We start from the raw sequence: 14,205 nt of genomic DNA on the forward strand, positions 1-14,205 counted from the left end.
CCCACCGACCCACCCCGCGCCCACCCGCCCAAAGCCCAGCCGCATCGTCCCTACCCGTACCTTCGCCACCCGCATGAAGCCCAGCCGCATCCTGCCCACCTGCCGCACCGCCACCCAACCGAAGCCCGGCCGCATCGTGCCTGCCCACACCTCCGGCACCCGCACGAAGCTCAAGCGCATCATGCCCGCCCACAGCACCGCCACCCGACCGAAGCTCAGCCGCATCATGCCCGCCCGCGACACCGCCCGCGCGAAGCTCAGCCGTGTCGTGTCCGCCCGCAGCACCGCCGCCCGACCGAGGAGCGGTCGCGTCGTGTCCGGATGCAGCTCGATGGCTCGTCGCTTGGCCGGGGGTGGCGAGGGAGGGGACGGCGGGTGCGGGGAGGGCGGCTTCGCCGGGGGCGGGGTGGAGGAATTCGCGGAGGAGGCGGGTCTTGCCGATGCCGGGTTCGCCGGAGATGAGCACGAGTCTTCCGTGGCCGGCCGAGGCGGCGGCTGCTGCCGCGGTAAGGGCGGCCAGGGCGTCGGCGCGGCCGACGAGGAGGTCGGCGGGCTCGGGCGACGGGTCTCCGAACGGTCCCGGGGCAAAGGCAGGCGGCGGACTCGGGTGCGGGGCGGCGGCGCGCACCGGGGCGGGTGAGGGATCGCGGGGCGGGTTCAAGTGGGGCGATTGGCGAAGGATGTCGGTTTCTAGGGTGCGGAGGGACGGGCCGGGGTCGATGCCCAGGTCGTCGGCCAGGCGGCGCCGGACCTCGCCGAGGGCGCTCAGGGCCTCGGCCTGGTGGCCGGAGCGGTAGAGGGCGAGGGCAAGGAGTTCCCAGAGGCGTTCGCGGAGCGGGTGCTCCAGGGCGAGGCGGCGCAGGGCGGGGGCAGCGGCGCGGTGGCGGCCCAGGGCCAGTTCCGCGGCCCACAGATCCTCGGCGGCGAGCATGCGCAGGCGCAGGAGGCGTTCGGTCTCCGGGGCCAGGCCGGAGACGGTGACGTCGGCGTACGGGTCACCGCGCCACATGTCCAGCGCCTCGGTGAGGGCGCCGCGGGCCTCCGCGTTCGCGCCGGCGGCGAGCAGCTCGTGGCCGCGGGCCGCGGCCCGCTCGAACCGGACCCGGTCGAGGAGCTCGTCCACCCGCAGGGCGTACCCGGGCGGGGCCGTCACCAGGACGGTGGCGGGAGCACCCGGCCTCCGGGCGGGCTCCAACGCGCGGCGCAGGTTCGACACGTACACCTGGAGCGAGCCGAGCGGGCGCGGCGGCGGGGCCCCGTCCCAGACCTCCTCGATGAGCCGGTCCACCGAGACCGGGCGTGGCGCGGCGGCGGCGAGCAGGGCGAGCACGGTCCGCTGCTTCGGGCTGCCGACGTCGATCGCCGCGCCGTCCCGCCACACCTCGACGGGGCCCAGCACCCTCAAGTCCACGCCCCGTGCCTCCTCCGACGGCGACGCCACCGGCCCGCGAGTCTACTTTCGCGCGAACCGGCAGCGGAATCCATCGGGATGTCACGTTTCTGGACGATCCCGGCCTGCGCCGCCCCCCGGACACCGCCGGAAGCGGGCGGGGACCCCCACCCGCTTCGGCCGCGGGACCATCGGCACGTGCCGCGCCCAACGTCAGGCGCGGACGGGCACAGCCGCACGGTCGGGTCGGCGGACCGCCGCCAGTGCGAGGAGCACCAAGGACGCTCCGGCGACCACGGTCGCCGGGATGATCCAGAGCCCTTCCTTCACCGGGAAGGCGGGACCGCCGATCATCACGACGGTCGTCAGGATGAGGCCGGCGCCCGCGAGGCGCACCGATCCGCGGACCCCGCTGCGGGCGAGGCCGCCGCCCAGAATCAGCATCGCGAGGATCCACACGCTCCCCGCCGCCGCGTTGACGGTGCCGCCCGTACCCTTCTCCAGGCCGGTCGCGACGTCTCCGGGCAGCGGCGCGACGAACGCCTCGAACCACGCGCCCGGCCCGAGCGCCGCGAACGCGAGCGCGAACAGCACCCCGCCCGTGGTGACGATCCGCGACGGCTTCACGACCCCGCCGACGGCCAGGACCAGCGGCAGTCCCGCGGCGATGAGCAGCCCGCCGAGCGCGAACACCAGATGCGCCGCCTCCCAGGTGGCCGCCGCGTGCGCCGCCGCGTTGTGCTCCAGCGGGTGCAGCACGTTCCCGACCGCGAACAGCACTCCCCCGGCGCCCACCAGCCCGGCGCCCAGCCCCCGCCCCGCCGGGATCTCCACAGTGCCCATTGCCGTTTCCCCTCCACTCCCCGAGCGGCCTCCCCGCCCGAACACCCCCACAGTGCGGCGACCCACTTGGCGAACACTTAAAGCACGCCCCAGGCCGACCCGCCACCCCTCCCCCGACAGCCGGAACGCTCACCGAACACACCGCCAGGGGCTCCCGCCTCAGGGCCGCACGCACGGCCCGCGCTTCGGAGCCGCCCGGTCACGGACGGCACGATGCCGCCCGACGAGCCCACGGCTCTGAGCCGTGGACACGCCGCCCCGCGCGACCCGTCCTGTCGCACAGGTCAGACGGTCGCCGGACCGCACCTCCGAGGTGCGCCGACCTCGGAACGCGGCCCATCACGCCGCACGCCTCACAAGGCCACCGGACCACCCCTGCGAAGGGCGCTGACCTCGGGGGAACGGGCCATCGCGCCACGCGCGTCAGAAGGCCACCGAACCGCACCTCCGAAGTGCGCCGACCTCGGGGCGTGGGCCATCGCCGCGGCAGTCGCGCCGCAGGCGACGGAGGGTCGCCGGGCGCAGCGGCTTGGGGAGGTGGGCCGGGGGTTGTGGGGGTTAGGAGGGGTGGCGGGGTGGGGTGGGGGTGCCTGGTGGGGCGGTGTGGGAGAGGAGCAGGTGGACGGGGGTGGGGCCGAGGGGCTTCCAGCGGTCGGTGACGTCGGTCAGGGCGATGAAGTCCCGGGGGCCGAGGGTGTGGCTGCCGTGGGCGGCGACCTCGACCTGCAGGGTGCCGGAGATGACGTAGATGGCGGAGACGCCCGGGGCGGTGAACCAGTCGCCGGCGTGCTGGTGGGGTTCGAGGATGTACTCGAAGACCGTGAGCGGGAGCCGGTGGTGCGACAGGAGGGTGCGGCCGTGGCCGGTGTCGGGGTGGTCGCCGATGGGGAGGAGTTCCCCCTCGTCGGCGCGGACGACCGTCACGGCGCCCTCGTCGGACAGGGGCGGCAGGAGGTCGCCGGGGCGGGCGCCGAGGGCCTGTGCCAGCCGGTAGACCGTCGCGAGTGACGGGGACGCGGCGCCCTTCTCGATCTGGCTCACGTACGGCTGGCTGACGCCGCACGCTGCGGCAAGGCCCGTCACCGAGAGCCCCGCGCGCTCGCGCATCTCCCGCACCCGCCTGCCGATCGACTCGGCGATGTGCGCGTCGGACGCCGGGGGCCGCGCCGGGTTCGGCGCGGCCGCGGAGGCGTCGGGTCCGAGGGCCGTCACGAGACCGCGGCCGCCGACGCGCGCTCGGTGAACCACTCGGCGGCGACGACCGGCGCGTAGTCCACGCCGCCGCCGATCGGCGGGGCGAACGGGGCGACGACCTGGTCCATGTCGGCCTCCATGAACATGATGACGCTGATGAGCTCCTCGGCCGGGGCGTCGGGGCTCGGCGGGAGGACCCTGTGGCGGGTGGAGCGCCAGCGGTCGCCGGTCCAGCGGGCGAGGAGGTCGGCGATGTTGACGGTGAAGGCGCCTTCGACGTAAGGGGCGTCCGCCCACTCGCCGGACGGGGTCTGGACCTGGAGTCCGCCGTAGCCGGGCTGGCGGTCGAGGATCGTCAGCATGCCCCAGTCGGTGTGCGGGGCGACGCGGTACTGCCCGTCGAGGGCGCGTCCGGTCTCGGTCAGGGCGGGGTAGCGGTTGATGTTGAAGGTGTGCGGTGAGTTCAGCGCGCGGTCGAGGAAGTGGCGTTCGGGCAGGCCGAGTGCGGTCGCGAGCATCGCGAGGAGGTCGTAGTAGAGCTCGCGGGCCTCGGCCATCCAGCGTTCGCCGAGCGCCCGGAGCGCGGGCACCTCGTCCGGCCAGCGGTTCGGGGCGAACCAGGCAGCGTCGATCCCGGGGTCGCCGGTGCTGTGGTCGCGGCCAAGGCTCAGGCTCTCCTTGAGGTCGGCCTTCTCGGGGTCGGCCTCCTCGCCGTAGAAGGAGTTGGCTTCGGCGCCCTTCGCGAGCCAGCCGCGTCCGCCGACGTGCGTGCGGTAGGCGTCCTTGGCCGCGACGGGCAGGGAGAAGAACTTCTTGGCCTCGGCGCGCAGTCCGGCGAGCAGCGCGGGGTCGATGCCGTGGCCGGACACGAGGAAGAAGCCGGAGTCCCGCATCGCCTGGTCCAGCCGGGCGGCGAGCGTCGCGCGCGCGGCGGCGTCGCCGGTGCGCCAGAGGGCGATGTCGATGAGCGGGATGTCGGGTGTCGGCACGGCGGAGCCCTTCGTTCTGCACCGTCGCGGCGACGGCGGTTGACCTGCGGCTCCTTCATTACAGCCACCCGGGCAGCCAGAAGCAAGGGTTATATTCATAAGCAACAGCTATGAAACCCCGGCGAAACCGCCCGTTCTCACACGTCCGGCCAATAGGGCGCGCGGAGCTTGAACTTCTGGAGTTTTCCGGTGGCGGTGCGGGCCAGCGCGTCGCGGAACTCGATGGACGTGGGTGCCTTGTAGCCGGCCGCCCGCTCCTTGCACCAGGCGATCAGCTCGGCCTCCGTCGCCGACGCGCCGGGCACGAGCACGACGAGCGCCTTCACTGTCTCGCCCCACTTCTCGTCCGGAACACCGATGACGGCCACCTCGGCGACCGCCGGATGGGAGAACAGGACGTCCTCGACCTCGATCGACGAGACGTTCTCGCCGCCGGTGATGATGACGTCCTTCTTGCGGTCGGTGATGGTGAGGTATCCGTCGTCGCCGATCACGCCGCCGTCGCCGGTGTGGAACCAGCCGTCGGTCAGGGCCGCCTCGCTCGCCTCCGGCTGCGCCCAGTAGCCGTCCATCACGACGTTCGAACGGGCCAGCACCTCGCCGGAGTCGGCCTCCAGCCGGACGCCGAGCGCGGGCGCGCCCGCCCGCACCAGCTTCGCGGCCCGCTCCTCGGGTGGCAGGCCGTCCCATTCGGCGCGGGCCCGGTTGACGGTGAGCAGCGGCGACGTCTCGGTGAGCCCGTAGATCTGGACGAACTCCCAGCCGAGCTCCTCCTGCACGCGCTGCACCGTCCTCGTCGGCGGCGGCGCGCCCGCCACGATGATCCGGACCCTGTCGCGGCCGGGGATCTCGCCCTCCCACGTCCGCGCCGCCTCCAGCACTGCGGCCACGACCGCGGGGGCGGCGCACATGAGAGTCACGCCGTGCTCGGCGACGTGGCGCAGGATCTCCGTGCCGTCGACCTTCCGGAGCACCACCTGCGGCACGCCCAGGCCCGTCATCGCGTACGGCATGCCCCAGCCGTTCGCGTGGAACTGCGGGAGGGTGTGCAGGTAGACGTCCCGGTCGGTGACGCCCGCGTGCAGCGCCAGCGTCACGGCGTTCACCCAGAGGTTGCGGTGCGTGAGCCGGACGCCCTTGGGCCGCGCGGTCGTGCCGGACGTGTAGTTGATGGTCGCCGTCGCGTTCTCCTCGCCGGCCCAGGCCCGCGGCACCGACCCTTCTGGCGCGAAGAGGCTGTCGTCGTCGCCCAGCACGAAGCGGTGCTCGGCCGAGACGTCCCGGAGCGCCTCGTCCAGCTCGGGGTCGACGTAGAGCACCCGTGCCCCGGAATGCTCGACGATGTACCGCACCTCGTCGGCCTTCAGCCGGAAGTTCACCGGCACCAGCACCCGCCCGAACCCCGACACCCCGAAGAACGACGTGAGCAGGCGACCGCTGTTCGGACTCACCACCGCGACCCGCTCGCCGACCCCCACCCCCAGCACGTCGAGGAACGCCGCCTGCCTGCGCGCCAACTCCCCGAACCGCCCGTACGTCACCGCACCGAGCGACCCATCCCCCGGCTCGTCGACGACCCCGACCCTCTCCCCATAGACCGTTTCCCCCCGCGCAAGGAAATCCGCCACCCCGAACGGCACGAACATCGCTCCCCCTAGATCCCGCCCACCTCTTCCGGAGCATCCCCGCGACCGGAACACCCCGCAACCCAACCCACCGATGACCACATTCTGACACATGGAGAACACCGGGCGTGCGGACCGCTGTGGACATCCGACACCCCGCAGCGGACGGCGCGAATCCGCAGGACCACGGTTCCCGGCCCGGCCGGCTCCAGGCCGCGCGATCGTGCGGCATGGTGGGGATCTGCGTCCAGTGAGGAGACCGCGATGACGAAACCGCCCGGAGCGGATCGGCAGGCGGCGGCCGCGCGGCTGGTGGCGGTGTACGGGCCGCTCGTCCGGGGCGAGGTCTTCGACGATCTGACGCGGGCGCTGCGGGCCGGGGAGCCGACGTGGGCCGTGGAGTGCCTGGCGCAGGAGATGGTGGCCGAGCGGGTGTTCCCGGCCGCCGGGGACGGGGTCGAGTTCCGCAGGCTGCTGAAGGGGTCAGTGCTCTCCCCGGACACGCCGCCCGATCTCCGAGACCTCGTGCTGTTCGGTGCGGACCCGCCTGACGGTCATTGGTGCTATCTGCCTGGATCCGCCGACCCGTCCGCCGTTCGCGCGGCCGTCGCCGCGTGCTTCCCGGTGCGCCCGGAGCGGATCGGCGTCCTCGTCGACGGCGAGTTCGCGCCCGACGACCCGGAACGCCCCGCCGTCCTCATCACGGCCGACGCGGGTTCCGCGGGCCTCGTCTTCGACGCCGGCCGCGAGTTCGCGGAGCTCACCGGAGGGGCCGGGGAGCTCGCCGTCGCCATGGCGCTGTGCCGGGCGCTGGACACCGTCGCGCTCCTCGGCCCGCACGGGCTGACGCCGAACCAGTGGGTGCTCGTCACCGCCGCAGGGGGCCACGGGGTCGTCCTGGCCGACGGGGAAGCCGCCGACGAGGGCCGCTGGGATCTCCTGTTCGCCTACGAGCCCATCGAGGGAGCCCCCGGCCTTCCCCTGCGCGGCGCATGAAGCTCACGGCGCGGAGCGGAGGCCCGGCGGCCCCGCCGGAGCGCACAGTCAGTTCAGCCGGTAGACGGCCGAAGTGTAGGTGGTGCTCGGAGGCTCGATGTGGCCCACACCGATGAGCTGCTTGGTGCCCGGGATCAGGGCGAAGTCGGAGAGGCCGGGGGTGCCGCGGAAGTTGCGGCCGAGGTAGCGCCTGGTCCAGCGGCCCGACCTGGCGCGGTGGACCAGGTGGAAGGCGTCTCTGGAGATTCCGTCCGCAGCCGGGATGTCCTCAAGCCCCAGGAACCAGAGGCCCCCCTTCCCGTCGGGGACGGCTTCGTGGAGTTCCAGGCCGACATCGAGGCCGGGGGCCTCTCGATGCCAGGCACCGTCCGCGTAACGCAGGAGGAAGGCCTGCACCGGAGCCTCCGGGTCCTCCAGGTCCGTGTAGTGCCCGGCCGTCAGCCAGACCTCCCCGGCCACGACCGCCAGGGTCTTGTAGAAGGTGAAGGAGTCCTTCTCGGTCTGCGGCGGAAGCAGCGAGCCCGGGTCGACGGTCGTCCATCGGGTGCCGTCGAACCGCACCACCTTGGACTGCCCGTCCTTGTCGTCGCCCCATGCCCAGAGTGTCTTGCCGTGGACCGTCGCGGACCGGATGGTGACCGGCGTCTTGACCTGGCGCCACCGCTTCCCGTCGAAGCGCAGCGCACGGGGTTTCATGGTGTCGAAGGCCCAGGCCCCTCCCCCGGGCGTCGCGACGATCTCGTAGACGACGTGCGCGTCCCACCTGCGGACGACCTTCCAGCGTTCGCCGTTCCAGCGCAGCAGGTAGGTCGGCTTCTTCGCGGAGGTGTCGCTCCCCACCGCCCAGACGTTCTTCGCCGACGACGCGCTCGCCGCGTCCACCCCGCCGCGCAGCCCTGCCGGAAGCGCGGCCCGCACCCACTTCGCCCCGCTCTTGCGATAGATGAGCGGTTTGTCGTTCACCCCCGCGCCCACCTGTCCGAACGCCCAGACGTGCTTCTTGTCCGGCGCCACGATCGCGTCGAACGAGTTGTCCGCCTTGAGCGGGCTCAGCCACACCGGCTTCAGCGGGTCCCGCGCCGCCGCCGCGGGCAAGCCCTCCACCCCCAGCAGCAGCGCGACGCACCCGACCGCCATCACACCCCTAACCACCGTCACTGACCGCATATCGGGCACCTTCTCATAAATGATCATTCCAGGCCCGTCGATCGGAGTACTCGACACCCTCGTCTCGGGTCGGGAGCGGTCAGGCGGTGCGGGAGAGGGTGCGCATGGTGGAGGCGGTGGCGTCGCCGAGTTCCCGCCAGAGGCGGTAGGCCTCGTCGTAGACGGTGGTCAGGGCGGGGTCCGGGTCGATGGTGAGGCCGGGGGTGACGAAGTGGTCGATGGAGGACCAGGCGGGCAGGGCGCCGGTCCCGACCGCGGCGGCGACGGCGGCGCCCAGGGAGGCGCCGGGGTGTTTGCGCAAGGTGCGCAGCGGGGTCTGGAGGACGTTGGCGTGGATCTGCTTCCAGAGCAGGGAGGTGGCACCGCCGTTGGTGACGCTGGCGGAGGTGAGCGGGACGCCGGCCGCGCGCAGGGTGTCGGCGTTGTGGCGGAAGCCGAAGGCGACGCCTTCGAGGGCGGCGCGGTGGAGGTCGTGGCGGTCGTGGCCCAGGTGGAGGCCGGCGAAGACGCCGCGCAGAAGGGGGTCGTTGAGCGGCGTCTTCTCGCCCAGGAAGTAGGGGAGGCAGAGGACGGAGGCGGGGGCACGGCGGCTCGCCTCCGCGTCGAGGGAGGCGAGGTCGGTCTCGCCGACGAGGGACTGGACCCAGCGGACGAGGCTGCCGCTGGTGGCCATGCAGCCATTGGGGAGCCACAGCCCGTCGATGGGGTGCCGGTCGAGGTAGAAGCGGTCGTCGGTGACGGGGGCGGTGCTGACGGCGAGGATGTCGCCGGCGCCGCCGAGTTTGACGAGCCAGTCACCGGCCGAGGTGAGGCCCGCGCCGTAGGCCGACAGGACGTGGTCGGCCCCGCCCGCGACGAGGGGGACGCCGGGCGGCAGGCCGGTGCCCGAGGCGGCGGCCGGGCTCAGTTCGCCCACGACGGTGCCGCCCGGGACGACCTCGGGGAGCCGGTCGCCGACGCCGCCCGCGGCGATCGCCGGAGCGAACGGCTTCCCTTCGAGATCGCACAGACCTGACTCGATGGCCCAGTTCAGCTCGACGTGCGGGCGCGCCCCCAGCCCGACGAGGACGGAGTCATAGGACCCGAGGACCGTGGCCGTCCGCGCCCACACCTCGGGCTCGTGCTCCCGGAGCCAGAGCGCGGTCGGGGCCACGGACTGCTGGGTCACCGGCGACCCCGTGTGCCGGAGCACGTCGTCGTCGCGCAGCGCCTCCCGCACCGCGGCCACCTCCGCGACGGCCCGCGCGTCGTTCTGGAGGATCGCGTTGCGCAGCGGCCTGCCGGAGGAGTCCAGGCAGACCACCGCGGGCACCATCCCGGTCGTCGCGATGCCGACGACGCGCGTGACGTCGATCCGCGCGGCGAGTTCGGCGAGGATCTCCGCGACGTTCGCCGCCCACTCCCCCGGGTCGGCCTCCGCCCATCCGGGCCGGTGCGAGACCAGCGCGTTGCGGCGGGACGCCTCGGCCACGATCCCCCGCTCGGCGTCGAGGGCGACGCCCTTGACGCCGGTCGTGCCGATGTCGAGGCCGAGGGCGATCACGCGCGGGCCGCCTCGACGAAGCGCCGGGCGCGGTCGGGGTCGACCGGGTTCCAGGTGTGCCCGTCGACCTTCAGGGACGATCCGACGACGCACCCGTCGGCGATCTTGAGCATCTCGGCGATGCTGTCCGCGCGGGCCCCGGTGTTGAGCAGGACGGGCACCTCGGCGGGCACGCTCTCGCGCACTTCCCGCAGCGTCTCGGCGGCGGGCTCGGCCCCGGCCATGGGCCCGGACACGAGGATCACGTCGGCGAGGCTCGACACGACCGTCGAGCGCGCGATCTGCGCGGCGGTACGGCCGCCGATCGGGGAGGCGAACTCCGGCGTCACGTTCATGAGGATCGCGAGGGAGTCGTGGTCGAGGCGGCGGCGCTCGCGCAGGGTGTGCGCGGCGTCGGTGTTCCACAGGCCCATGTCGGACTCCCACACGCCCGTGACGACCTCCCGCATGAACCGGGCGCCGGTGGCGACGGCCGTCGCGAGCGCGATCCGGCTGTCCCACAGGTAGTCGACGCCGAACGGGATCGTCGCGGGACGGCACTCGGTGACGACCCGAGCCATCACCGCCGCCGCCTCGGGCCCTGCCTTCAGCTGGTAGGGCCGGTCGTTCTCGTTGCAGAACATGACGGCGTCGAATCCCGCGTCGACGAGCAGCGCGACATCGGCCTTGACCTGGTCGATGATGCCCTGGATGCCGGCTCCGGCGTCGTAGAGGGGTGTGCCGGGCAGGGCGGGGAGGTGCGCCATCGCGATCAGGGGCTTGGCACCCGAGGTGAAGATCGCTTCGAACCGGTTCATTGCGCTTTCTCCTGTTCATATCCCGACGGGGAGGCCAGGACGACCTCCGCCCCGGCGGCACGCGCCGCCTCGACCGTCGGATGGTCCTGCGGGGCGTCGGTCACGAGGACGCCGACCGCGGTGATGGGGGCGATGTTGACGAGGTGGACCCTGCCGAGCTTGGCCGCGTCCGCGCCGACCAGCAGCCGCGCGGAGGCCGCCAGCGCGGCCCGCTTCACGCTCGCCTCGCCCGGGTGGTACTCGGTGAGCCCCTTGTCGGCGTCGACTCCGGCGACCCCGATGACGAAGGTGTCGCAGTTGAAGCGCTCGAAGGCCCGCTCGGCGTCGTGCCCGACGAGGCTGAGCTCGCCCGGCCGGACGGTGCCGCCGGTGAGGATCACGTGGGTGCCGGGCTCGTCGGCGAGGGTGGTCGCGACGGGCAGGCTGGGGGTGATGACGGTGAGCCCGAGGCCGCGGCCCCGGATGGCGTGCGCGACGCGGGCGACGGTGCTGCCGCTGTCGAGCACGACGGTCTCGCCGGGGCGCAGCAGCCCGGCGATGGCGGTCGCGATGTGGTCCTTGCCGACGACGGCGAGGTCGGCGCGCACCCCGTAGGAGGGTTCGAACGCGCTGGCCGCGGCGGAGATCGCCCCGCCGGAGACCCTCCGCACGACGCCTTGGCGCTCCAGGGTGTCGATGTCGCGCCGCACGGTCATCTCGGACACGCCGAATTCCTCGGCGAGGACGCTGAACTGGACCTCGCCGGTGCGGATCACCTGCTGTGCGATGAGTTCGCGGCGGTCCCGCGCGTTCATGTGATCTCCCTCGTCCGGGCCTGCATCCTGGACGAGAGGATCTCGTAGTCGGCCTGCTGCCGCTGGAGGGCCCGGGGAAGATCCAAAGTACGGACCTCGCGGTCGGTCATGATCCACTGCCCGTCGGCCATCGAGTGCGTGACGGACGCGCCGGAGGCGCCGTAGACGAGCGCGGCCTCCAGGCTCTGCGCGCCGACGGGCCCGCGCGGGACCTCCGCGACGGGGATCGCGATGAGGTCGGCGACGGCTCCGGGGACGATCCGGCCGTCGTCGGGTCCGCCCGCCAGGGCCCGGTGCCCGCCGACGGTCGCGATGTGCAGGATCTCGCGCGGCGTCACCGCGTTGGGGACCCGCGAGGTGAAGGCGGCGAGCCTGCCGAGGGTCCGCATCTCCTCGAAGAGGTCGGTGTTGGTGTTGTTGCAGACGTTGTCGGAGCCGAGCGCGACGGTGACGCCGAGGTCGAGGGCCTCGCGGACGGGCGCGGCGGGCACCCCGCTCATCATCGCGACGCTCGGGATGACGGCCATGGCGGCCCGCGTCCCGGCCAGGAGCGGGAGCTGCTCGACGGGCACCGTGGTGCAGTGCGCGAGGATCGTCGGGACGTCCAGCATCCCGAGGTCGCGCAGGACCTCCAGAGCGGGCCTTCCGTAATGCTCGGCGCACCACGCGTCCTCCTCGCCCGTCGTCGAGAAGTGGACGTGCAGGCCCGCGCCCAGACGACGGGCGAGCGCCAGTTCGGCGGCCATCGCCTCAGGGGTGTTGTCGACGAAGTAGGCGTGCGGGCCGACCCAGGCGGCGACCCTTCCGCCGACCGGGAGGCTCTCGGCGAAGCGCGTCGCGGCGTCGAGTTCGCGGGCGCGGGCCGTGTCGTCGCCGAGTTCGACGATGCCCCAACCGATCTTCGCGCGGAGGCCGGACGCCTCGACGGTCGGCGCGATCTCGTCGGCGTAGAAGTACTGGTCGGCGAAGGCGGTGGTGCCGTGCCGGATCATGTCGCCGCACGAGACGGCGACGGAGGCGGGCACCAGGTCGGGCGTGAGGTGCTCCTCGCGGCTGCGCAGGACCTTGAGGAAGCCTTCCATCGTGAGCAGCGAGTGGCCTTCGGCGGTTCCGCGCATCAGCGACATCGGGGTGTGCGCGTGCGCGTTGACCAGGCCGGGCATGAGGAGCCGCGCCCCGAGGTCGGTGACGTCCGGGCCGCTCGGGCGGGGGCCGGTGCCCACCGAGACGATCCGGCCTTCGGCGACCTCGACGATGCCGGGAGACAGGACGGTGCCTTGGCCGTCGTTGACGAAGGCGTGGTCGGCGACGATCACTTCGGTCATGTCACTCGGCCCCCGCCATGAGGCGGCCGAGCCGCTCGCGGTCCACTTCCGTGCGGTCGAACGGCCCGATCAGGCGGCCGTCGTACATCACGGCGATCCGGTCGGACAGCGCCATGACCTCCTCCAGCTCGGCCGAGACCAGCAGGACGCCCGCGCCGTCCGAGCGGGCGCGGGACAGGGCTCCGTGCACGAACTCGATGCTCCCGACGTCGAGGCCCCGGGTCGGCTGGTTGGCGAGCACCACGCGCGGCTCGCCCGACAGCTCCCGCCCGATGACGATCTTCTGGAGGTTCCCTCCCGAGAGGGACTTCACCGGACGGGTCGGCGCGGCCCCGCGCACCTCGTAGTCGGCGATCAGGGCCGAGGCGAAGCGCCGCCTCGCCCGTCTTCTGATCAGCCCGACGCGGCTGAACCGGCGGGACCGGAACGAGGTGGACACGGCGTTCTCCTCCAGGGTGGCTTCGAGGTTGAGGCCGACGCGCATGCGGTCGGCCGCGATGTGGGCGATGCCCCGGCGGCGGGTCTCGGCGGGGGTGGCGCGGGTGATGTCGACGCCGTCGATCTCGACGGTGCCGGAAGCGAGGCGGCCGAGGCCGGTCACGGCGTCGATGAGCTCGTCCTGGCCGTTGCCGCCGACGCCCGCGACGCCGAGGATCTCGCCGGACCGCAGCGCCAGGTCGACGCCGCGCAGGCCGCTGCTGCCCTCCAGGCTCGGCGGCACCGAAGCGCCGGTCACCCGGAGGAGCTCCGCGCCGGGCGGCTCCGTCGCGTACGAGCCGGTGACGGGGACGTCGCGGCCGACCATCATGCGGGCGAGTTCGGCGTTGTCGGCCCGGCCGCGGGCGACCTCGCCGACGATCCTGCCGCGCCGCATGACGACGATCCGGTCGGCGACCTCCTGGACCTCGGGAAGCTTGTGCGAGATGAACACGATCGACCTGCCGCCCGCCGCGAGGCCCCGCACGAGGACGATCAGCTCGTCGGCCTCCTGCGGGGTGAGGACGGCGGTCGGCTCGTCGAGGATCACGACGCGCGCGTCACGGGCGAGGGCCTTGAGGATCTCGACGCGCTGCTGGGCGGCGACGGGCAGGTCGGCGACCCGGCGACCCGGGTCGAGGGCCAGGCCTGAGCGCTCCATCAGCGCGGTGACCTGGCGCTCGGCCTCGGCGTCGTCGTACCTGCCGCGCCGGACGGGCTCCCGCCCGAGCAGCACGTTCTGCGCAACGGTGAAGCCCGGCACCAGCTCGAAGTGCTGGTGCACCATCGCGACGCCGTGCCCGATCGCCGCCTGCGGGCCGGCGACCCTCACCGGCTCGCCGTCGACGAGGATCTCGCCCGCGTCGGGCTGGTGGACGCCGAACACGAGGTTCATCAGCGTCGTCTTGCCCGTGCCGTTCTCGCCGATGAGGGCGACGACCTCGCCGGGCGCGACGGCCAGCGACACGTCGTCGACGGCCAGGACCTTGGATGTGGCGAAGTACTTGCGCAGGCTCCGCAGCTCCAGGCGCGGCGGCGAGGTCATCGGCGGTCTCCCCGAGGTCG

12 protein-coding genes are annotated in these 14,205 nt (G+C 73.3%); 1 reads left to right on the plus strand and 11 read right to left on the minus strand.

Annotated elements, in window-relative coordinates; genetic code table 11:
• The 5 genes from ACYVOM_RS22460 to ACYVOM_RS22480 form a co-directional block, all read right to left on the minus strand.
• Positions 1-1,411, minus strand: a 1,411-nt coding sequence (locus ACYVOM_RS22460; RefSeq protein WP_460305425.1) for an AfsR/SARP family transcriptional regulator, incomplete at its 3' end; no start/stop codon positions are given.
• 192 nt (positions 1,412-1,603) lie between these two features.
• The gene (locus ACYVOM_RS22465; RefSeq protein WP_460305426.1) at positions 1,604-2,233 is read right to left on the minus strand and encodes a hypothetical protein; all 630 of its coding nucleotides are present in this window, start codon (positions 2,231-2,233) and stop codon (positions 1,604-1,606) included.
• 558 nt (positions 2,234-2,791) lie between these two features.
• Complete coding sequence (locus tag ACYVOM_RS22470) at positions 2,792-3,445, minus strand: helix-turn-helix domain-containing protein (RefSeq protein ID WP_460305427.1); 654 nt, start codon at positions 3,443-3,445, stop codon at positions 2,792-2,794.
• On the minus strand, positions 3,442-4,416 hold the full coding sequence (locus tag ACYVOM_RS22475; RefSeq protein ID WP_460305428.1) for an isopenicillin N synthase family dioxygenase: 975 nt from the start codon (positions 4,414-4,416) through the stop codon (positions 3,442-3,444). Before ACYVOM_RS22475 ends, ACYVOM_RS22470 begins: the two co-directional genes overlap by 4 nt.
• Positions 4,417-4,553: 137 nt before the next feature.
• Entirely contained in the window at positions 4,554-6,062 is a 1,509-nt protein-coding gene (locus tag ACYVOM_RS22480; RefSeq protein ID WP_460305429.1) for an AMP-binding protein, read from the minus strand.
• Positions 6,063-6,305: 243 nt separating this feature from the next.
• Between ACYVOM_RS22480 and ACYVOM_RS22485 the strand changes: the two genes are divergently transcribed.
• Positions 6,306-7,037 (plus strand): hypothetical protein, encoded by a 732-nt coding sequence (locus ACYVOM_RS22485; protein WP_460305430.1) that lies wholly within the window; start codon positions 6,306-6,308, stop codon positions 7,035-7,037.
• 48 nt (positions 7,038-7,085) lie between these two features.
• Here ACYVOM_RS22485 and ACYVOM_RS22490 read toward each other — a convergent pair whose 3' ends face one another.
• From ACYVOM_RS22490 to ACYVOM_RS22515, 6 genes are all read right to left on the minus strand, one after another.
• Complete coding sequence (locus ACYVOM_RS22490; RefSeq protein ID WP_460305431.1) at positions 7,086-8,174, minus strand: hypothetical protein; 1,089 nt, start codon at positions 8,172-8,174, stop codon at positions 7,086-7,088.
• A 109-nt stretch (positions 8,175-8,283) separates the two neighbouring features.
• Positions 8,284-9,747 carry an FGGY family carbohydrate kinase gene (locus ACYVOM_RS22495; RefSeq protein WP_460305432.1) on the minus strand — a complete coding sequence of 488 codons (1,464 nt, stop codon included), beginning with the start codon at positions 9,745-9,747 and terminating at the stop codon, positions 8,284-8,286.
• Positions 9,744-10,544 (minus strand): BtpA/SgcQ family protein, encoded by an 801-nt coding sequence (locus tag ACYVOM_RS22500; RefSeq protein WP_460305433.1) that lies wholly within the window; start codon positions 10,542-10,544, stop codon positions 9,744-9,746. The genes ACYVOM_RS22495 and ACYVOM_RS22500 overlap by 4 nt, the downstream gene beginning before the upstream one ends.
• Complete coding sequence (locus ACYVOM_RS22505) at positions 10,541-11,338, minus strand: DeoR/GlpR family DNA-binding transcription regulator (RefSeq protein WP_460305434.1); 798 nt, start codon at positions 11,336-11,338, stop codon at positions 10,541-10,543. The genes ACYVOM_RS22500 and ACYVOM_RS22505 overlap by 4 nt, the downstream gene beginning before the upstream one ends.
• Positions 11,335-12,663, minus strand: coding sequence for an amidohydrolase family protein (locus ACYVOM_RS22510; protein ID WP_460305435.1), 1,329 nt, complete (start codon positions 12,661-12,663; stop codon positions 11,335-11,337). Before ACYVOM_RS22510 ends, ACYVOM_RS22505 begins: the two co-directional genes overlap by 4 nt.
• A 1-nt stretch (position 12,664) precedes the next feature.
• Complete coding sequence (locus ACYVOM_RS22515) at positions 12,665-14,185, minus strand: ABC transporter ATP-binding protein (RefSeq protein ID WP_460305436.1); 1,521 nt, start codon at positions 14,183-14,185, stop codon at positions 12,665-12,667.
• Positions 14,186-14,205 lie beyond the last annotated feature (20 nt).

Source organism: Actinocorallia aurea (assembly GCF_054783995.1).

Excerpts from the sequence above, each read along its gene's own strand:
- ACYVOM_RS22465 (WP_460305426.1), bottom strand. The coding sequence starts at position 2,233 with ATGGGCACTGTGGAGATCCCGGCGGGGCGGGGGCTGGGCGCCGGGCTG.
- ACYVOM_RS22480 (WP_460305429.1), bottom strand. The coding sequence starts at position 6,062 with ATGTTCGTGCCGTTCGGGGTGGCGGATTTCCTTGCGCGGGGGGAAACG.
- ACYVOM_RS22485 (WP_460305430.1), top strand. The coding sequence starts at position 6,306 with ATGACGAAACCGCCCGGAGCGGATCGGCAGGCGGCGGCCGCGCGGCTG.
- ACYVOM_RS22490 (WP_460305431.1), bottom strand. The coding sequence starts at position 8,174 with ATGGCGGTCGGGTGCGTCGCGCTGCTGCTGGGGGTGGAGGGCTTGCCC.
- ACYVOM_RS22500 (WP_460305433.1), bottom strand. The coding sequence starts at position 10,544 with ATGAACCGGTTCGAAGCGATCTTCACCTCGGGTGCCAAGCCCCTGATC.
- ACYVOM_RS22505 (WP_460305434.1), bottom strand. The coding sequence starts at position 11,338 with ATGAACGCGCGGGACCGCCGCGAACTCATCGCACAGCAGGTGATCCGC.
- ACYVOM_RS22510 (WP_460305435.1), bottom strand. The coding sequence starts at position 12,663 with ATGACCGAAGTGATCGTCGCCGACCACGCCTTCGTCAACGACGGCCAA.
- ACYVOM_RS22515 (WP_460305436.1), bottom strand. The coding sequence starts at position 14,185 with ATGACCTCGCCGCCGCGCCTGGAGCTGCGGAGCCTGCGCAAGTACTTC.